Raw genomic sequence first — 17881 nt, 5'->3', positions numbered from 1 at the left:
CAGCGGAGCGGTAAATCTACTCAAAGGTATGTTTGGGATTGTGTGGGTGGATTTGCCACAACAGGCATACAAAGCAAATCAGCTTTTAAAAAGCATAGGTGGCACGGATAGGACATTTGCTTATATTATTATCGCAATTTTTGTGTGCGTTTTTGCGAAAAATAGCTTTGAAAAATTGCAAAATTTTAGTCCTATTTGGAAAAACATTTTATTTGCCACAACACTCACAGCTTTTGCATTATTTACAATGTTAGCAAACGACTATTCACCATTTTTGTATTTTAATTTTTAAAGGATAGATATGAATCCATACAAACGATTTATTTTGATTTATTTTTCTTTAAGTTTTGTAATACCTATTTTGATAAGTGTTTTGCTTTATGTTTACGACCCATTGCAAGTGTGGCATAAGCCCTATTTTAGGGACACGACTTTTATTCGAGATTCGCGAATCCAAATCAAAGGCATTGTGAAAAATTATGATTTTGATTCGTTTATTTTAGGCACTTCTATGTTGGAAAACATTTTATCAAAAGACGCAAATCAAAAATTTGGCAATAAATGGGCAAATATTTCTAGCAGTGGCTTTGCACTAAATGAAAGAGAGGTGATTTTAAAATATATGTTTAAGCACACACAGCCCAAAAATATCATTTATTCGCTTGATGTGGGACATTTTGTAAAAACTCACAAAAATGACACAAAAAATTTTGCTTTTCTTTACGATGATAACGAGCTAAATGACTTAAAAATTTATTTTAATAAAAAGTTTGTTTTGTGCGCGATTAGATTTTCAAAGAGCGGAGATTGCGTGGGGAGCAAGGATTTGGATAATTTTATAAGTAATCTTTGGATAAAAGATATTGGGCATAATGCAAGATTTGGCGGAATGCAAAAATGGCTAGAAAATAGCGAAAATGACCAAATCAAAGACACGATAAAAGAACTCTCATCGATGAAAACACCGCCACCATACAATCCCGCGCCTTTTAGCAATTCGATAGAATCTAATCAAAAACATATAACGGACAATCTCTTAATTTTCGCAAGGCAAAATCCAAATACTAAATTTTATGTCGTTATCCCTACTTATTCACGGCTTTTTTATCGGCTAAATAGCAATATTTACCCCAAAGAAAAAGTGATTTTAAAGTGGCTTGTAAATGAAGTGGCAAATCTAAAAAATGTGGTGATTTATGGGCTTGATGATTTGGACTATGCCGATGAGATTGCAAACTACAAGGATTTGATACATTATAAGAATGATATGAATCAAATGCAACTAGACGCAATCGCAAACGGGACGCATATTTTAACACCCCAAAATATCGATAAATATTTATCCACAATGGAATCCAAAATCAAAAATTACGACATTGCGCCACTTATCGCCGAAATCAAAGCGTGGGAGGCGAATCGCAATGAGAAATAGCACAAAATAGCGCGAATCTACGCAAATCAAATAAGATTCGCGCTTTTTTTCGCGTAAAAATCGCATTCAAGTTACCATTTCGCTTAAAATTTGCAAGATTCGCGCTCATTTTGGCAAAATTTTCGCTTTATAAAGCAAAGATTTTATATCATTAGGGCGAATCTAATTTTTAAGGAGAGATAAATGGACTTCAAAGCAAAATATTTAGAAAATGTCGCGTTGCGGGCAAAAGATGGCGTCCCACCACTTCCGCTAAATCCAAGCGAGACAAACGCCGTCCTTGACTTGCTAAAAAGCAATAGCGAAGTAGATTTTGCCAAAGATTTGCTTGTCAATCGAATCGCGCCCGGTGTCGATGAGAGCGCGAAAATAAAGGCTCTTTTTTTAGGCAAAATCGTGCGCGGAGAAATCGCCCTGCCCTGCATTGACAAAGTCGAAGCGATTGAGATTTTAGGCACGATGGTAGGTGGCTACAACATTGCGCCTTTGATTAGCGCACTAAGCGATGAATCTATCGCACCACACGCCGCAAACGCGCTAAAAGATTTGATTTTTGTGTATGATAATTTTGAGATTATCGCTGAGCTTAGCAAAACAAACAAATTTGCCAAAGAGGTCATCGAATCTTGGGCAAATGCCGAGTGGTTTTCGCACAAGCCCGCACTTGATGAAAAAATCGAACTTATCGCGCTAAAAATTGATGGCGAAACAAATACCGATGATTTGAGTCCCGCAAGCGATGCTTTCACACGAAGCGACATTCCGCTTCACGCACAAGCAATGCTAAAAAATCGCGTAGAAAATTATGAAGCGCGAATCGATTTGGTGAAACAACAAGCGACAAAGCAAAACGCCAAAGTCGCTTATGTGGGCGATGTAGTCGGCACGGGCAGTTCGCGAAAAAGCGCGTGCAATTCGATAATGTGGCATTTTGGCGATGAAATCCCATTCATACCAAACAAAAAACGGCGTGGCGTGGTGATTGGCGGTGTGATTGCGCCGATTTTCTTTAATACTTGTCAAGATTCGGGCGCACTGCCCATCATCGCCAATGTGAGCGCAATCAAAGAGGGCGACAAACTTACGATTTATCCATATCAGGGCAAAATTATGCGTGGTGGCGAAGAAATCGCGCAATTTAGCCTAACGCCAAATACGATTTTTGATGAAATGCGCGCAGGTGGGCGAATCAATCTCATAATAGGACGCAAACTCACCGCAAAAGCAAGGGCGTTTTTGGGGCTTGATGAGGGCGATTTTTTCACAAAACCCACCGCACCAAAAGAGAGCAAATGCGGATTTACCCTAGCGCAAAAGATTTTAGGCAGAGCCTGTGGCAAAGATGGCGTCAGAGTGGGCGAATATTGCGAGCCAAAAACTACCACCGTTGGCTCACAAGATACCACAGGCGCGATGACACGCGATGAGATTAAAGAAATGGCGGCGTTAAAATTTAGCACGGATTTTGTTATGCAGAGTTTTTGCCACACGGCTGCTTATCCTAAACCAGCGGACATTTCGCTTCAAGCAACTCTGCCAGAATTTATCACAAGTCGCGGTGGCGTGGCTTTGCGCCCAAAAGATGGCGTGATTCACTCGTGGCTAAATCGATTCACGCTCCCTGATACAATCGGCACGGGTGGCGATTCGCACACGCGCTTCCCTATCGGCGTGAGCTTCCCAGCGGGTAGCGGACTCGTGGCGTTTGCAGCGGTAAATGGCATAATGCCACTTGATGTCCCGCCAAGCGTTTTGGTGCGATTCAAAGGCGAAATGAATGATGGCATAACTTTGAGGGATTTGGTAAATGCGATTCCCTACTACGCGATAAAAAAGGGACTTTTAAGCGTTGAGAAAAAAAACAAAAAAAATATCTTTAATGGCAAGATTTTAGAGATTGAGGGACTGCCAAATCTAAAAGTCGAACAGGCATTTGAGCTAAGCGATGCGAGTGCGGAGCGAAGCGCGGCAGCGTGTGTCATCAAGCTAAACAAAGAGCCGATTATCGAATATTTGCGCTCCAATATCGCGCTAATTGAGGCGATGATAAAGGACGGCTACGAATCGGCTACGACTTTGCAAAATCGCGCTGAAAAAATGCGCGAGTGGATAGCAAATCCCACGCTTTTGGAGGCGGATAAGGACGCGGAGTATGAGGCGATTATCGAAATTGATTTAAGAGAAATCAAAGAGCCAATCGTAGCCTGTCCAAACGACCCTGATGATGTGGCGACTTTGAGCGAGGTTTTGGGCGATTCGAGCCGAGCGCATAAAATCGATGAAGTTTTTGTGGGGAGCTGTATGACAAATATCGGGCTTTTCCGCGCATTTGGCGAGATTGTGAAGGGCGAGGGGCAGTTAAATAGCCAAATATGGATTGCGCCACCGACAAAAATGGACGAAAAACAGCTCACAAATGAAGGCTATTTATCGATTTTTGGCGCAAGTGGAGCGCGAATCGAAGCCCCCGGATGTAGCTTATGTATGGGTAACCAAGCGCGTGTAAAGGATAATGCCGTAGTTTTCTCCACAAGCACGAGAAATTTTGATAATCGTATGGGCAAAGGCGCGAAAGTCTATTTGGGGAGTGCGGAGCTTGCCGCCGTGTGTGCGATATTAGGCAAAATCCCAAGCGCGGCGGAGTATTTGGGAATCGTGAAGCGCAAAGTGGTGCAAAAAGAGAGGGTGTATAGTTATCTAAACTTTGATAAAATCGAAAACTTTGCGTTGTAATGCGCGTTGTCTCGTGCGCGTATTTGCGGGATTCTGCGCACTCAAACGCTCGATGAACTACTAAGTTCTATCTCGCGTTTTCGTGCTTGAAAACCCACAAATCCATCGCACGATACTTTCGCGCAGGACGCTTTTTGCTTTTCAAGCTACCGCAACTACTTCGATTGTTTGTAACGCAGAATCTAAAAACTTCCCCCTTCCTTGCGGAGGGGGTTAGGGGGTGGGTGTTTTTCGCATTAGATTCTGCGATTCGCGTGAAAAGTGCAGAATCTAAAAGCATTTTGCCACACTCATAAGATTCTGCGTTTTGCGCCAAATTCGCAGAATCTACAACGAAAAATAAACAGATTCTGCGTTTATCGCGTCCATTCGCAAAATTTCGCAGAATCCAAAATCTCGCAGAATCTACGCGCAGATTCTGCGTCCAAATTTCACAAATTCACTTAAATAATCGATATTTTATGCTAAAATTCACGCATTTATTTTTAGGAAACAAAGGACAAATCTTGCTAACTTTCAAGTGGAATAAATCATTTGTGACAAATATCGACACGGTTGATGAGCAGCACAAAATGCTCGTAAATATGATAAACAAGCTAGGGGAGAGCATTTACGCAAAAGAGGAACTTGCGCCGGAGGTTTTGGATAAATATTTTGAAAATCTCGCGCTTTATGCGAAGGTGCATTTTGGCGATGAAGAGGCGTATATGGCGGAGTATCAGGTGGATTCACGGCACAAGGACGCCCATAAACACGCCCACGAAATGTTCCTCCAAGAGGCAACCAAGCTCTATGAGGGCGTGAAAAACAAGCTCATCGGACCTGAGTTTTTGTTTCACTTTTTGGCGAATTGGATTTCTATCCACATTTTAGGCACGGATAAAATTATGGCAAAGCAAATCAAAAATATCACTGAGGGCAAAAGCCCAAAAGAGGCATTTGACGCCGTGCAAGATGTGGTAGATGAGACTGTCGCTCCCCTACTCTACGCGGTAAATCAGCTTTTTACAAGAACTACGAATATGAATCACAAGCTTATGAGTCTAAATCGCTCTTTAAATGAGCAAGTCCAGCTCCGCACTCAGCAATTACAGCGTGCCAACGACACGCTAAAAGCGATGGCACTCACCGACACTCTCACAAATCTAGGCAATCGCCGTGCGGCGGTGGCATATCTGCAAAATGAGTGGAAAAAGCCCTTTGATGAGCGCATTACGCTAACTTGCATAATGATTGATGTGGATAAATTTAAGCACATCAACGACACGCAGGGGCACGAGTGCGGGGATAAAGTGCTGCAAACAGTCGCCACCAAAATCCGCGATTCGGTGCGGAATGATGACTTTGTGTGCCGACTTGGGGGCGATGAGTTTGTCGTGCTCTCAAACAACACAAATCTTGCCTACATTATGCAGCTTGCCGAGCACATCCGCAAGCAAATCGCGCAAATCCACCTAAAATTCCCAAGCGATGAGTGGGCTGGTAGCATTTCGCTAGGCGTGGCGCAACGAGACGCAGGAACGAAAACCTACATCGACCTACTCAAAAAAGCAGACGAAGGACTTTACATCGCAAAAGAAGGCGGACGCAACCAAATCGGCTGTGCGCAAAGCTTTGGCTTTTGCTCACTTGAAGAGGGCAAAAGGCATTAGAGATTCGCAGAATCTAAAAGCAATTTGCTACAATAAGATTCTGCGTTTTGCGCCAAAATCGCAGAATCTAAATGGCAAAATGTGGCAGATTCTGCGTTTTTACGCGAGATTCTGCGAAAAGTGCTAGTTAGATAAAAATGCCATTGCGACTTCTTTGCGCGGTATGCGACAAGATAAATGCGTATATAGGCTTAATTCATCACAAATCCCAAAAAGCGATTTTTGCACGGAATCAAAAAAATACTCGCACACCGCAATAATCTCGCGCTGATTGTTGCAATGCTCGTAATTCATAATCACATCATAATCTAACCCATATTTTAGGCGAAACTCTAGCCCCGTAGTCGCCTTATAACCAAGCGTCCAAAGGAATCGCCCTTGCGATGGAATAGAGGCTGAAAACACGCCATTATTTTCAAGCAATAAGCACGAAATAGCCACCACACGGGGCAAATCCAAGATATGCTCTAAAACAGCGCAAGAAATTATGCGATTGTAAAGTTTGTTTTGTGGTGAATCTAATGTTTGCGGTGAATGTAATGCTAAATCGCCCTTATTTAGCGGATTTGCCCCCCCCCATAGTTGAATTTACGCTAATATTAAAATCACTTGCAACTTCGCTAATATCAGCGTAAATTTTGCGCACTTTGGGCAGATTTGGCGAATCCTTGTAAAGCGCGGAAAATGGCTCAATAATATCATAGTGGCTAAAATCGCACTCAAACTCCATCTGATTTAGCGTCCCTGCGCCGATTTCTAGCGTCCTATTGCCCTGCAAACCGCGTGTGTCAAGCGCAACTTTTTTATGAAGCCACCGCTCCATTCTCTGCGCCGCGCTACTAGCAGTTGTGTCGCCCTTGCGATTTGATTTGTAAAAACTTTCATAAATTTCGGCATATTGTTTGGGTAACGGAGTGCGAATCTTTGGAAATTGTGGGAAAATCATTTTGCGTCCTTTGTGGTGATTTAGAAGTGCAATTTTAGCACAAAATAATAGATTACGCTCTAAATATTTTCCCAAATGAGCCGAAAAATAGCTCTTTTGCTTCATTTTGCGTGATTGCGATAGTGTCAATATTTAGATTCGCGCCCTTGCCCTCCACGCGCCCAATTACGCGATAATTTAGTCCAAATTGCCGTGATAGTGCGTCTAGTGCGTCCATATCGCCCTCTGTGATTTCCACAATCGCGTTGCTTTGGGATTCGCTAAAAATTGCGTCCTTGCCTTCATTTAAATCAACCGCCACGCCATATCCACCAAATAACGCCATTTTTGCCACAGCGATGGCGATTCCGCCTTCTTTCACAGCTTTGGCGGATTTGATGAATCCCGCGCCATTTTGAAGGACATTCCACAAGGCAAGTTCTTTGTAGAGATTGATTTGCGGGGGTGCGCCTAAGATTTGGTTGTGCGCGACTTTTAGCCACAAGCTCCCGCCAAAACATTCGCCAAAATCGCCTAGTAGCACGATAAGATTGCCTTTGCTTTTGAGTGCGGAGTCTAAAATTTTTGCGGTGGATTCGCGTGAATCTGCGGTGGATTCGCCTAAATTTGCATTAGATTCGCCACAAATTAGCCCCACCATTCCAATGCTAGGCGTGGGGTAAATATCCACGCCATTTGTTTGATTGTAAAGTGAGACATTTCCACTTACCACAGGCGTTTTCAGCACTTCGCAGGCTTCCTTTATGCCCTCGCACACTTCGCCAAACTGCCACATAACGCTAGGATTTTCAGGGCTACCAAAATTTAGACAATCCGTAATCGCTAGTGGCTTCGCACCCCGCGTTGCGCAGTTGCGCCCTGCGGTGGCTACGGCGATTTTTGCGCCATCTTTTGGAGAGAGATAGCAAAAGCGCGGATTGCAATACACGCTCATCGCCAAAAAATTCCCATTCTTACGGACGCGAATCACGCTCCCATCGCCACTACCACTGCCGACAATCGTATTGCATAAAATAGTGTTATCAAACTGCGTGTAAATATAGCTTTTATCGGCAATCTCTGGGTGGCTCAAAATTGCACGAAATAGCTCGTTTTGCGATTTTTCGCTCTTTTGAATCGCCACGCTTTGCAAGGATTCGATATATTCTGGCTTATGCACTTCTCTCTTTAAAATCGGCGCATTGTGGCTAATAGGCGCGATAGGGATTTCGCCCACGCGCTCATTTTCCCAAAATAGTTCCATTACACCACTATCGGTTACTTCGCCGATGATTTCGGCATTTACTTCCCATTTTGCAAAAATCTCCATAATCTCGCACTCTGCGCCTTTTTTGGCACAAAGTAACATTCGCTCTTGGGATTCGCTAAGCATTAGCTCATAAGGTGAAATATTTGGCTCTCTTGTAGGGATTTTGTCTAAATATAGTTTCATTCCGCTTTGATTCACCGAATCACTCGCACGCGAAGCCATTTCAAAGCTAGAACTCGTAAGCCCCGCTGCGCCCATATCCTGAATCCCAACGATTAAATTCCTCTCAAAAACCTCCAAACACGCCTCTAACAGCAACTTTTCGCTAAATGGGTCGCCTACTTGCACCGTGGTGCGCAGAGACTTTGAATCTTCGCTAAAACTATCGCTACTCATAACAGCCCCGCCAAGCCCATCTCTCCCCGTTTTGCTGCCCACATAAATGATAGAGTTACCCACGCCACTTGCTCTACCATAGAAAATGCGCTCTTTTTTTGCGATACCAAGATTCAGCGCATTTACCAAAATATTGCCGTTGTAGCAGGATTCAAAACTCGTCTCACCCCCGATTGTCGGCACTCCCATACAATTACCATAATCGCCAATCCCCGCTACTACGCGTGAGAGCAAGTATTTATGCAATCGCCCGACTTCATCATCACGCAAAATCTCGCCAAATCGTATCGAATCCAAACTCGCCACAGGACGCGCACCCATCGTAAAAATATCACGCATAATGCCACCAACGCCCGTAGCTGCCCCCGCATACGGCTCAATAAAGCTAGGGTGATTGTGCGACTCCATCTTAAAAATCGCCGCGTATCCCCCGCCAATGTCAATCACACCAGCATTTTCGCCCGGTCCCTGAATCACCCACTCCGCTTTCGTAGGGAAGCCACTCAAATAAATTTTGCTTGATTTATAGCTACAATGCTCACTCCACATCGCGCTAAAAATGCCTATTTCAAGTAGATTTGGCGAACGCCCTAAAATCTGTGTGATATTGTCATAATCCGCACGACCTAGCTTGTGATTTTTGAGAATCTCATCTAAATTTTGCATTTGTGCCTCACTTGCATTTAAAATAATCTAATCTTTGTCATTGTCTAAAACCGCTTTTATAGCCATAGCAGGGATAACAAATAGCATTGCAACCATACAAGCAACAATAAAAGTTTTCATTTATAGCCTCCTTAATTTTTTGATTTTTTTATTGATTTTGTTGTAAATCCAAACGATTAGAATAAAACACACAAAAGACAACACAAGAGATAATATTAGCAACCAAGTTTCGACATTTTGGTAATTTGTAGCACACCAGCCAATAAGTGCCAAAAGCGTAGCCACCACAACGCCAAGCCAAAATTTAAAAATACCTATTTGTGCTTTAACTTCATCTTTTTTGCTCATAACAAGCCCTTGCCTTAAAATAAAATCGCATTATATCATAAAAGATTTTTTTGCTACAATCGCGTTTTTAAAATTTTAAGGTGCGGATAATGCAAAATAATATTTCTTTTAGCGAGTGCGTGGATTTGCTAGAAAATCTTGCGGTTGAGTGTGTTGGGATTGAACGAGTGTTTATCGATAAATGCGTGGGGCGGGTGCTTTGTGAGCCTATTTTGGCGCGGGAAAATAATCCCAAATTTCACACTTCAAATATGGACGGCTATGCGTTTAGATTCGCGGATTTGGGGATTTTGAGCGAATCTGGGCTAAAAATCGCAAGTGTAAATAAAGCTGGGAATGCCGATTCGTGTGCGATTCAAAAGGGCGAGTGTATCAAAACCTTTACAGGTGCGAAAATGCCACAAGGTGCGGATTGTTTGGTAATTGTGGAGAATATTTGCGTAAAGGGCGATAGGATTTTTTTGGCGAATAATTTAAATGAAAATACGAAAAATACCCACCCCCTAGCCCCCTCCGCAAGGGAGGGGGGACAAACCATAGATTCTGCGAATCACACAAAAAACGCAGAATCTACGCCAAAACAATGGCAACATATTCGCAAAATGGGCGAAAATTACAAGCAAGGCGATATTTTACTCCCGCAAGGCGAGATTTTATCGCCATTTAGCGTAGGGATTTTGGCGCAAAATCACAATATTTTAATTAGCGTTTATCGCAGGATTCGCGTAGGGATTTTAAGCGGGGGCGATGAGCTAATCGAGCTAGGCGAACTGCCACAAAGCCAAAATTACATTTACAGCTCAAATAATCACGCGCTTTGTGCGATTGCAAGGGCTTTGAATGCAGAGTGCAAAATCTATCCGCTTTTGCAAGATAATCCGCAATCTATCCGCGAATCGCTTTCGCGCGGCTTACGCGACAATGACATTATCATCACCACAGGCGGTATGAGTAAGGGCGACTTTGATTTCACAAAGGACATAATCCGCGAGTTTGGCGAGTGTATTTTCAGTGGCGTGAAAATTAAGCCCGGCAAAGTGGTGGCGCATATCAAATGTGATGGCGCATTTAGCGGGAAGCACATTTTCGCACTGCCGGGCAATCCGTCTTCTAGCATTGTGAGTTTTTTGCTCTTTGGGCGAATCATAATGCAAAAAATGCTAAATTTGCCCCCGCAAATCCCTATCAAAAAGGGCAAATTGCTCCGTGCTGTGGATAATGTGAAAAATGATAGACTTTGCTTTGAGTTGGCGGATTTGAGTGTCGAATCAGGCTTTTATGCGGTGAATCCGCGCCAAAACCGCAATTCGTATATGATAAATGATTTTAGTGGCGCATTTTGCATTTTGGCACAAAAAAGCTATCAAAAAGGCGAATTTGTGGATATAATTTTGCTAAATGATTTATTGCGATTATAGGGAGGATTTAGATGATAAAAGTGAATTTTTTGGGACCTATTGGGTTAGATTCGATAGAAGTGGATTGCAAAAATTTCGATGAGTTAAAGGTAGAGCTTGGCAAAATCGATGAGTTAAAGGCGTGGATTGGGCTTTGTGCGGTGGCTTTGAATGATAAGATTATCCAAAATCCTAGCGAGATTGAATTTAAGGATAATGATGAGATTTCGTTGCTACCGCCTGTGTGTGGCGGGTGAATCGCGTTTTTAGATTCGCGTGATTTTGCGTGGCGAATCGCGCTAGATTCGCGTGAATCGCACAAAAATTTAATGGGGACAGATTATGGAAAATCTAATTATCGTAGATTCTGCGCTGGATACAAATGCTATTTTAGCGCAGTGGCAGGAAGTGGCAAAGGTGCGGAATTTTGGCGCGGTAGCGGTGTTTATCGGCGTTGTCCGCGCGGAAAATGGCATAAGTGCGCTTAGCTTTGATATTTATATGCCTTTGCTAAAATCGTGGATTGATTCGTGGCAGATTCGCGCACAAAGTGCTGAAAAAAACTTGCAGATTTTGATGGCGCACTCAAATGGCGATGTGAGCGTGGGCGAATCGTCCTTTATGTGCGCTATTTTGTCGCGCAATCGCAAAGCGGCACTAGCGATTTATGATGAATTTATCGAGGATTTTAAGGCAAATGCGCCGATATGGAAATATGATATTAAAGATGGAGCGCGAATCTATGCCAAAGATAGAAGCAAAAAACTGCGAGGTGCGGGGATTTTGGAGCTATAAGATTCGCACGATAAAAGGGCAAAAATGACAAAAATCATTAGTTTTAGCGGTGTCTCAAATAGCGGGAAAACCACGCTGATTACGGGACTTTGCAAGATTTTAATCCCTGAATTTAAAGTAGGCGTGATAAAGCACGACCCCAAAAATAAAGTCGTGTTTGACACCATTGGCAAGGACAGCTACAAATTCTTTGAATCTGGCGCAAATGTGGCGGTTGTATCACCGGCGCAAACTACGATTCGTCTGCAAAAAGGGCTACAAAATGACATAATTATGGATTTGCTAAATCGCTGCGAACCGCTTGATTATATCTTTATTGAGGGTTTTAAGACTATGCCATATCGGCGAATCTGCGTGGTGCGCGGGGATTTTGTGGATAGCGATGTGGAAAATGCAAATGCGATTGCTGTGATAGATTCTGCAAATATGGCGCAAAATCCCGCATTTAAGGGCAAAACCATACTTGATTTAGACAATCATAGGGAAGTTTTGGAGTGGATAGATTCGCTACAATGGTGAATTTTTTTAACATATTTGTAGAGATTGACCCCACCCCAACCCCTCCCGCAAGGGGAGGGGCTTTCTCTATCTCCCCCTCCCTTGCGGAGGGGGATTAAGGGGGTGGGTAATTTGCGAAATCACAAAGATTTTAAAGGGGACAAAATGCAAGAAAAAATAGTTCAAATAGGCGTTTTGGTGGCGTCAGATAGGGCGTTTAATGGCGTGTATGAGGATATAAGTGGCAAGGCGATTGTTGAGGTTTTGCAAAGCTATCTAACCACCAAATGGGAGGCGAAATACCGCCTTGTGAGCGATGAATTTGAAATCATAAAGGGCGCATTGCTTGACCTATCAAAAGAATGTTCGCTGATTTTAACCACAGGTGGCACGGGACCCGCAAAGCGCGATGTTACCGTGGAAGCCACCGAAGCGGTATGCCAAAAAATGTTGCCCGGCTTTGGCGAACTAATGCGAAGCATAAGTTTGCGCTTCGTCCCAACGGCGATTTTATCAAGGCAGAGTGCTGGAATCTGCGATGAGAGCCTCATCATAAATTTGCCCGGCAAACCAAAAAGCATCAAAGAATGTTTGGACGCGGTTTTCCCCGCTGTGCCTTATTGCTTGGACTTAATTGGCGGAGATTATTTGGAGACAGATGAATCAATCATCAAAGCCTTTCGCCCGAAGAGTTAGCGCGAATCTTGCTACAAATTTTGCACTAATTATTTACCTTTGGATTTTTGTGGTTTTGCCTTTGGTGTGGGGAGAAATGGCAGTGCGGATTGTATGATTTGTGCGATGAGCGCGAGATTTTCAATGTCTATTATATAATGCTCTCTTGCGCCATCAAAGGGATAGCCTAGCGTGAAAAATTCGCTATTTTCGCGCACGATTGCGTCCAAAGATTCATATTTTTTGATAAATACGCCCTCATCGCAGAGCAAAAATAGCACTTTTTTAGGCGAATCTAAATGCAAATCCACGCAAGATTCGCGTGAATCCGCAATATAAACACAATATTCGCCAAATAATTTTCTCGCACTAAATACAAATCTGCGCCCCAAATATTCGCTATCGCACCGCACTAACTGCTCTAACACAAAGTCTTTGTAACTCGCACTTGTCGCCATTTCTGCCCCTGTTAAATCATATAAAAGCCAAAATTATAGCAAATTTTAAAAATCCGATAAGAATTATGGCGTTTGATTTATTTTTCACGCAAAATCGCTCTAAATTTTTGCTACAATTTCGCTTTTTTTAAAATCCACAATTCGTAAATCATTTTTTGCAAAGGACAAATTTTGGGATTTAGCATTTTTGGCATTAAATTTTTTGACTTCACGGCAAAGGTGACTTATGCGGATGCATTCCTTACAATTGCGCTCGTGTGCGGGATTTCACTTATTTTATTTCTCATTCTCCGCGCAAAAGCACAAAAAATAACAAACAACGATTAAGATAAATCGCGCGTGGATTCAAATTTCACATTTGAAGAGTGTGTGATTTAAATGAGGCTAAGGCTTGTTATAATGCTGGTTCGCTAATAAAATCAGGGAAAGGCACACAAAAAAATCTCACAAAAGGAAATGAATTTCACAAAAAAGCCTGTAAGATTGAGCCAAATCTTAAAGTGTGCGAAAAATATCAGTAAAAATAAGGCACGATTCACGCAAATCTAAAAGGTAAATTTTAATTAAAACCATTGTAAATCGTGCGAATCCACGCTTTTAGATTCACGCGAATCTACGAAAATCAAAGCCCCGCGAATCTAAAAAATCTAAAAAGCAAAATTCGCTATAATCGCGATTTTAATTTATCACAAAGGAAAATTTATGGATTTCAAAAGCGCGTTGCAATCATTGAATAATTTTGGCGATAGCTCACATTTACATTTTAGCACGGGGCAGAAAATCTGTCGGTGGGTGGCGTTTGCGTTGCTAATCGTGCATTATTTTTTCGTTCGCATTGTGCTAGAGGGCTTAACGCCGACATTTTGGTTAAGCTGGACGGGCATAGTCGCAATCGTGCTATCTGTGCGTTTAAGGACTTATCGTGTGGGCGTGTTTTTCGCGTATTTGCTATTTATCATCGTATCGGTGCTGTTTATAATGCTATTTTACGGACAATTTGACCCCAAAGTCTATGAAGAACTAGTCAAAATAGCAAACAAAGAGGGGCTTACCATAAATGAAGTCGCTTCACGGACAATCGCTGGTGGTGTCGTGCTTTGCGTTATGAGTGTCGTTTGTATCGCGCTACTTTTTGTCAAAAAATGGGAAAACAAAATCCCAAGCATATTTTTAGGATTTTTGCTCATCGTGCCTATCGTAGCTCGCATATTTGGATAGGATTTCGCGCCAAATCTAGCGTGCGAATCTAAACTTTACCTCGAATCTAAAAAGCACAAAATTTTCGCTACAATCGCGTTTTTAAAATTTAAATTTTAAACGGAGTGAGAAAATGCAAAAATTAGCGCGATTCATATCCATAGACAACAAATTTATCTTATTGCTAGTGATTTTTGGCAATGGGCTTATATCGCTATACTTTACCGAAAACCTGCGAGATATTGTAAATATGCTGACTTATGATACATTTTATCGCCTTGAGAAAGGGGTGGGTGCTGGAATCTCTTTGACATTTGCATATATTACAAATGCTTTTCTTATGATTATCTTTGGGATTGTCTGCATTGTGGTGTATAAAAAGTTCTATAATTTACAAAAGCGATTTTTAAAATATTTACTTATCGCATTGCCTGTGCTACTTGGACTTTTTGCTTTGCATTGCTATATCAATCCACGATATAAGCTATTCTTTTTTGTCATAGATTTTATGATAATGTTTTTAAATTACTTTGCCTTGCGTTGTTTTGAGTTTAATGGGTTTAAAAAATACCTGCCACTAGGCATTATAAGTCTATGCGGGATTTTATTATTGTGCTTTGATATTAGAGTTTTGTTGTTTTTTATGCGTATATAGTTTTAAGATTCGCTTACGATTCGCAAAAAATGCAAAGGATTTTATTGTATTTTTTTTGATTAGTTTTTTTGATGGCAAGGGTGAAATCACGCAAAAATCTATGATAGAGATTGCTAAAACGACAAAGATTTTGGCGATTTGCCATAGATTCAGGCGAATCTAAAAGGTAGATTTTGATTTGATTCACGCAAATCTAACAAACCCTGCGAATCTACAAAGCATTTTTGATTCAAACCTTGCAAATCTAAAAGCCTCGCAAATCTAAAAAGTGTGAATTTTTTGCTAAAATTGCGCTTTTAAATTTTTAGATTCAAATGGAGCGAAAAATGAACAAAACCACGCATTTAAAGGCTTTGGAAGCTGAATCGATTTTCATTATCCGCGAGGTTGTCGCGGAGTTTGGCAATCCTGCTATGCTTTATAGCATTGGCAAGGATAGCTCGGTGCTACTGCATTTAATCCAAAAGGCGTTTTATCCCGCGCTCCCGCCATTTCCGCTGGTGCATGTGGATACGAAGTGGAAGTTTCGCGAGATGATTGAGTTTCGCGATAAACGCGCAAAGGAAGTGGGTATGAAGCTTATCGTGTATAGCAACCCTGAGGGCGAGAAAATCAACATTTCTCCATTCACGCACGGAAGCGCAATGCACACGGACATTATGAAAACGCAAGGGTTAAAGCAAATGTTAGATTTGTATAAGTTTGATGCGGTGTTTGGCGGGGCTAGGCGCGATGAGGAAAAGTCAAGGGCAAAAGAGCGCGTGTATTCATTCCGTGATGAAAATCACCGCTGGGACCCTAAAAATCAACGCCCCGAAGTGTGGAATCTCTACAACGGACGCCACAAAGAGGGAGAATCGATTCGCGTTTTTCCGCTTAGTAATTGGACGGAGTTAGATGTGTGGCAATATATTTTGCTTGAAAAGATTCCCATTCCTAGCCTGTATTTCGCCAAAGAACGCTTGGTAAGCCCATATAAAGGCACAAAGATTCTCATCGATGATGAACGCGTCCCTAGTGAGATTGCCAACAATGCGCGTAAAGAAATGGTGCGCTTTCGCACTTTGGGGTGCTATCCGCTCACAGGCGCGGTAGAATCCACCGCAGATACTTTGGAAAAAATCATCGAGGAATTGCTACTAGCAAATACGAGTGAGCGACAAGGACGGCTCATAGATAGCGATGAAGAATCAAGTATGGAAAAGAAAAAACAAGAGGGGTATTTCTAATGAAAAAGAACGCGACACACGAGACTTTGCACGAATATTTAGCAAAGCACCAAAACAAAGAGCTATGTAGATTCATAACCTGCGGGAGCGTAGATGACGGCAAATCCACGCTTATAGGGCGATTACTCTATGATTCAAAGGCGTTGTTTGAAGACCAGCTAAGCGCATTAGAAAAAGAGAGTGCAAAAATCGGCACACAAGGCGGGAATTTGGATTTTGCACTGCTTGTCGATGGACTATCAAGTGAAAGAGAACAGGGAATCACAATCGATGTGGCATATCGCTTTTTTACCACAGAGAAGCGTAAATATATCATCGCCGATACGCCCGGACACGAGCAATACACGCGCAATATGGCGACAGGTGCGAGCACGGCGGACATTGCCGTGATTTTGCTTGACGCACGAAAGGGTGTGCTGACACAGAGCAAACGGCACTCATATATCGTAAGTCTGCTTGGCATTAAGCACATCATTGTCGCGGTAAATAAAATGGATTTGATGGAGTATTCAAACGAAGTCTTTGAATCTATCGTGCGTGATTACAAAGCGATTATCCCGCAACTTGCCTATCATAGCGACATTGTCTTTGACTTTATCCCCATTTCTGCCCTGCAAGGCGAAAATATTTTGCATAAAAGCCAAAAAATTGCGTGGTATAAAGGCAAATCGCTAATGGAGATTTTAGATAGCGCAAAGATTCACAAGCAACAAAGTCAAAATTTCATTCTCCCCGTGCAGTTTGTCAATCGCCCGAATTTAGATTACCGCGCATTTTGTGGCAATATAGAGAGTGGCGAAATCAAAGTGGGCGATAGTATCGTGGCTTTGCCATCAAAGAAGACAAGCAAAATTAAGGCGATTGTAAGCCAAGATATTGCGAATTTGGATTGCAAAAAGTTTGACAAAAAGGCATTAGGCGCGGTGAAAAGTGCGAGATTCCCACAAAGCGTCTCACTTGTGCTAGAAGATGAAATCGACATTACGCGGGGCGATATAATCGCAAAAAAAGAGCATAGTTTGAAACTTGGCAAATGCGTGGTGGCGGACATTGTGTGGTTTGATGAAGTCGCGCTTGAATTGCAATCTAGCTATGTCATCAAACGCGCCACCTCCACGCTCAAAGGCAGTGTAGAGCAAATCCTCTACAAAAAGGACATAAACGACTTTACCGAGCACCCCGCGCACAACTTGCACCTAAATGACATAGCGCGGTGCATTGTGAAGTTTGATAGGGCTTTGGGGCTTGAATCCTACAACAACAACCGCGTGGCAGGGAGTTTTATCATCATCGATAAATACACAAATGCGACTTTGGGCGCGGGAATGATTGTCGAAGTGGTGGAATCTAATGCCGATTCGGCGAATCTTGCGGTGGATTCAAAGCGCAAATATAGCCCACAAGAAAAAGCACTAAACGCCTTTATACGAGAATTTTACCCAGAATGGGGCTGTAAAGAGATTTAGGGGATTGTTGCATTTGCTAATCGTGCGAATCGACTGATTCGCACAACGATTCATAGATTCACGCGAATCTAAAAAATATTTAAGGTAAT

22 protein-coding genes and 1 pseudogene are annotated in these 17881 nt (G+C 42.3%); 16 read left to right on the top strand and 7 right to left on the bottom strand.

The window, feature by feature from the left end; genetic code table 11:
• From ACWIUE_RS10760 to acnB, 3 genes and pseudogenes are all read left to right on the top strand, one after another.
• Window positions 1-292: pseudogene (locus ACWIUE_RS10760) on the top strand (MBOAT family O-acyltransferase); the annotation flags it as partial.
• 9 nt (window positions 293-301) lie between these two features.
• Window positions 302-1432, top strand: a complete 1131-nt coding sequence (locus ACWIUE_RS10755; protein WP_454136763.1) for a hypothetical protein — start codon at window positions 302-304, stop codon at window positions 1430-1432.
• 183 nt (window positions 1433-1615) lie between these two features.
• The gene (acnB, locus tag ACWIUE_RS10750) at window positions 1616-4165 is read left to right on the top strand and encodes a bifunctional aconitate hydratase 2/2-methylisocitrate dehydratase (protein WP_454136762.1); all 2550 of its coding nucleotides are present in this window, start codon (window positions 1616-1618) and stop codon (window positions 4163-4165) included.
• Between the two features lie 67 nt (window positions 4166-4232).
• Here the strand turns inward: acnB and ACWIUE_RS10745 are convergent, their stop codons facing one another.
• Window positions 4233-4445, bottom strand: a complete 213-nt coding sequence (locus ACWIUE_RS10745; RefSeq protein WP_454136761.1) for a hypothetical protein — start codon at window positions 4443-4445, stop codon at window positions 4233-4235.
• Between ACWIUE_RS10745 and ACWIUE_RS10740 the strand changes: the two genes are divergently transcribed.
• From ACWIUE_RS10740 to ACWIUE_RS10730, 3 genes are read left to right on the top strand one after another with little or no spacing between them, the layout of a single operon-like run.
• Window positions 4427-4612, top strand: a complete 186-nt coding sequence (locus tag ACWIUE_RS10740) for a hypothetical protein (protein WP_454136760.1) — start codon at window positions 4427-4429, stop codon at window positions 4610-4612. The genes ACWIUE_RS10745 and ACWIUE_RS10740 overlap by 19 nt on opposite strands.
• A gap of 59 nt (window positions 4613-4671) precedes the next feature.
• Window positions 4672-5817: a diguanylate cyclase gene (locus ACWIUE_RS10735; protein ID WP_454136759.1), complete on the top strand. Its 1146-nt coding sequence runs from the start codon at window positions 4672-4674 to the stop codon at window positions 5815-5817.
• Entirely contained in the window at window positions 5795-5944 is a 150-nt protein-coding gene (locus ACWIUE_RS10730) for a hypothetical protein (protein WP_454136758.1), read from the top strand. The genes ACWIUE_RS10735 and ACWIUE_RS10730 overlap by 23 nt, the downstream gene beginning before the upstream one ends.
• Here the strand turns inward: ACWIUE_RS10730 and ACWIUE_RS10725 are convergent.
• The 4 genes from ACWIUE_RS10725 to ACWIUE_RS10710 all read right to left on the bottom strand — a co-directional run bounded on the left by ACWIUE_RS10725 (window position 5941) and on the right by ACWIUE_RS10710 (window position 9422).
• Window positions 5941-6276, bottom strand: a complete 336-nt coding sequence (locus ACWIUE_RS10725; protein ID WP_454136757.1) for a hypothetical protein — start codon at window positions 6274-6276, stop codon at window positions 5941-5943. The two genes, ACWIUE_RS10730 and ACWIUE_RS10725, sit on opposite strands and share 4 nt — an antisense overlap.
• A gap of 94 nt (window positions 6277-6370) precedes the next feature.
• On the bottom strand, window positions 6371-6763 hold the full coding sequence (locus ACWIUE_RS10720) for a hypothetical protein (protein WP_454136756.1): 393 nt from the start codon (window positions 6761-6763) through the stop codon (window positions 6371-6373).
• Window positions 6764-6815: 52 nt separating this feature from the next.
• The gene (purL, locus tag ACWIUE_RS10715) at window positions 6816-9074 is read right to left on the bottom strand and encodes a phosphoribosylformylglycinamidine synthase subunit PurL (RefSeq protein WP_454136755.1); all 2259 of its coding nucleotides are present in this window, start codon (window positions 9072-9074) and stop codon (window positions 6816-6818) included.
• Window positions 9075-9194: 120 nt separating this feature from the next.
• Window positions 9195-9422 (bottom strand): hypothetical protein, encoded by a 228-nt coding sequence (locus ACWIUE_RS10710; RefSeq protein WP_454136754.1) that lies wholly within the window; start codon window positions 9420-9422, stop codon window positions 9195-9197.
• Between the two features lie 89 nt (window positions 9423-9511).
• Here ACWIUE_RS10710 and ACWIUE_RS10705 point away from each other — a divergent pair, with 89 nt between their 5' ends.
• The 6 genes from ACWIUE_RS10705 to mog all read left to right on the top strand — a co-directional run bounded on the left by ACWIUE_RS10705 (window position 9512) and on the right by mog (window position 12808).
• Entirely contained in the window at window positions 9512-10840 is a 1329-nt protein-coding gene (locus tag ACWIUE_RS10705) for a molybdopterin molybdotransferase MoeA (RefSeq protein WP_454136753.1), read from the top strand.
• Window positions 10841-10851: 11 nt separating this feature from the next.
• Window positions 10852-11076 carry a MoaD/ThiS family protein gene (locus tag ACWIUE_RS10700; RefSeq protein ID WP_454136751.1) on the top strand — a complete coding sequence of 75 codons (225 nt, stop codon included), beginning with the start codon at window positions 10852-10854 and terminating at the stop codon, window positions 11074-11076.
• Window positions 11077-11161: 85 nt separating this feature from the next.
• The gene (locus ACWIUE_RS10695; RefSeq protein ID WP_454136750.1) at window positions 11162-11614 is read left to right on the top strand and encodes a molybdopterin synthase catalytic subunit; all 453 of its coding nucleotides are present in this window, start codon (window positions 11162-11164) and stop codon (window positions 11612-11614) included.
• Between the two features lie 24 nt (window positions 11615-11638).
• Window positions 11639-12133: a molybdopterin-guanine dinucleotide biosynthesis protein B gene (gene mobB, locus ACWIUE_RS10690; protein WP_454136749.1), complete on the top strand. Its 495-nt coding sequence runs from the start codon at window positions 11639-11641 to the stop codon at window positions 12131-12133.
• Window positions 12109-12231: a hypothetical protein gene (locus ACWIUE_RS10685; protein WP_454136748.1), complete on the top strand. Its 123-nt coding sequence runs from the start codon at window positions 12109-12111 to the stop codon at window positions 12229-12231. The genes mobB and ACWIUE_RS10685 overlap by 25 nt, the downstream gene beginning before the upstream one ends.
• A 46-nt stretch (window positions 12232-12277) precedes the next feature.
• On the top strand, window positions 12278-12808 hold the full coding sequence (mog, locus tag ACWIUE_RS10680) for a molybdopterin adenylyltransferase (RefSeq protein ID WP_454136747.1): 531 nt from the start codon (window positions 12278-12280) through the stop codon (window positions 12806-12808).
• 29 nt (window positions 12809-12837) lie between these two features.
• Here mog and ACWIUE_RS10675 read toward each other — a convergent pair whose 3' ends face one another.
• The gene (locus ACWIUE_RS10675; RefSeq protein WP_454136746.1) at window positions 12838-13245 is read right to left on the bottom strand and encodes a transcriptional regulator; all 408 of its coding nucleotides are present in this window, start codon (window positions 13243-13245) and stop codon (window positions 12838-12840) included.
• Between the two features lie 702 nt (window positions 13246-13947).
• Between ACWIUE_RS10675 and ACWIUE_RS10670 the strand changes: the two genes are divergently transcribed.
• Window positions 13948-14463 carry a hypothetical protein gene (locus ACWIUE_RS10670; RefSeq protein ID WP_454136744.1) on the top strand — a complete coding sequence of 172 codons (516 nt, stop codon included), beginning with the start codon at window positions 13948-13950 and terminating at the stop codon, window positions 14461-14463.
• Window positions 14464-14575: 112 nt separating this feature from the next.
• On the top strand, window positions 14576-15097 hold the full coding sequence (locus ACWIUE_RS10665; protein WP_454136743.1) for a hypothetical protein: 522 nt from the start codon (window positions 14576-14578) through the stop codon (window positions 15095-15097).
• Window positions 15098-15110: 13 nt separating this feature from the next.
• On the opposite strand, the gene ACWIUE_RS10660 is transcribed toward ACWIUE_RS10665, so the two are convergent.
• Window positions 15111-15284 carry a hypothetical protein gene (locus ACWIUE_RS10660; protein ID WP_454136742.1) on the bottom strand — a complete coding sequence of 58 codons (174 nt, stop codon included), beginning with the start codon at window positions 15282-15284 and terminating at the stop codon, window positions 15111-15113.
• 139 nt (window positions 15285-15423) lie between these two features.
• Here ACWIUE_RS10660 and cysD point away from each other — a divergent pair, with 139 nt between their 5' ends.
• Complete coding sequence (gene cysD / locus ACWIUE_RS10655; RefSeq protein WP_454136740.1) at window positions 15424-16326, top strand: sulfate adenylyltransferase subunit CysD; 903 nt, start codon at window positions 15424-15426, stop codon at window positions 16324-16326.
• Window positions 16326-17792 (top strand): sulfate adenylyltransferase subunit CysN, encoded by a 1467-nt coding sequence (gene cysN / locus ACWIUE_RS10650; protein WP_454136739.1) that lies wholly within the window; start codon window positions 16326-16328, stop codon window positions 17790-17792. Before cysD ends, cysN begins: the two co-directional genes overlap by 1 nt.
• Window positions 17793-17881 lie beyond the last annotated feature (89 nt).

The sequence above is a fragment of the Helicobacter sp. 23-1045 genome (genome assembly GCF_053654655.1).
Note: the sequence above shows the minus strand (reverse complement) of the source record. Positions and strands in the feature narration are given on the sequence as shown.

What these genes read in the sequence shown, in the direction of transcription:
- ACWIUE_RS10755 (WP_454136763.1), top strand. Translation starts at nt 302, where the DNA reads ATGAATCCATACAAACGATTTATTTTGATTTATTTTTCTTTAAGTTTT.
- acnB (WP_454136762.1), top strand. Translation starts at nt 1,616, where the DNA reads ATGGACTTCAAAGCAAAATATTTAGAAAATGTCGCGTTGCGGGCAAAA.
- ACWIUE_RS10745 (WP_454136761.1), bottom strand. Translation starts at nt 4,445, where the DNA reads ATGCTTTTAGATTCTGCACTTTTCACGCGAATCGCAGAATCTAATGCG.
- ACWIUE_RS10720 (WP_454136756.1), bottom strand. Translation starts at nt 6,763, where the DNA reads ATGATTTTCCCACAATTTCCAAAGATTCGCACTCCGTTACCCAAACAA.
- purL (WP_454136755.1), bottom strand. Translation starts at nt 9,074, where the DNA reads ATGCAAAATTTAGATGAGATTCTCAAAAATCACAAGCTAGGTCGTGCG.
- ACWIUE_RS10710 (WP_454136754.1), bottom strand. Translation starts at nt 9,422, where the DNA reads ATGAGCAAAAAAGATGAAGTTAAAGCACAAATAGGTATTTTTAAATTT.
- ACWIUE_RS10705 (WP_454136753.1), top strand. Translation starts at nt 9,512, where the DNA reads ATGCAAAATAATATTTCTTTTAGCGAGTGCGTGGATTTGCTAGAAAAT.
- ACWIUE_RS10700 (WP_454136751.1), top strand. Translation starts at nt 10,852, where the DNA reads ATGATAAAAGTGAATTTTTTGGGACCTATTGGGTTAGATTCGATAGAA.
- ACWIUE_RS10695 (WP_454136750.1), top strand. Translation starts at nt 11,162, where the DNA reads ATGGAAAATCTAATTATCGTAGATTCTGCGCTGGATACAAATGCTATT.
- mobB (WP_454136749.1), top strand. Translation starts at nt 11,639, where the DNA reads ATGACAAAAATCATTAGTTTTAGCGGTGTCTCAAATAGCGGGAAAACC.
- mog (WP_454136747.1), top strand. Translation starts at nt 12,278, where the DNA reads ATGCAAGAAAAAATAGTTCAAATAGGCGTTTTGGTGGCGTCAGATAGG.
- ACWIUE_RS10675 (WP_454136746.1), bottom strand. Translation starts at nt 13,245, where the DNA reads ATGGCGACAAGTGCGAGTTACAAAGACTTTGTGTTAGAGCAGTTAGTG.
- ACWIUE_RS10670 (WP_454136744.1), top strand. Translation starts at nt 13,948, where the DNA reads ATGGATTTCAAAAGCGCGTTGCAATCATTGAATAATTTTGGCGATAGC.
- ACWIUE_RS10665 (WP_454136743.1), top strand. Translation starts at nt 14,576, where the DNA reads ATGCAAAAATTAGCGCGATTCATATCCATAGACAACAAATTTATCTTA.
- cysD (WP_454136740.1), top strand. Translation starts at nt 15,424, where the DNA reads ATGAACAAAACCACGCATTTAAAGGCTTTGGAAGCTGAATCGATTTTC.
- cysN (WP_454136739.1), top strand. Translation starts at nt 16,326, where the DNA reads ATGAAAAAGAACGCGACACACGAGACTTTGCACGAATATTTAGCAAAG.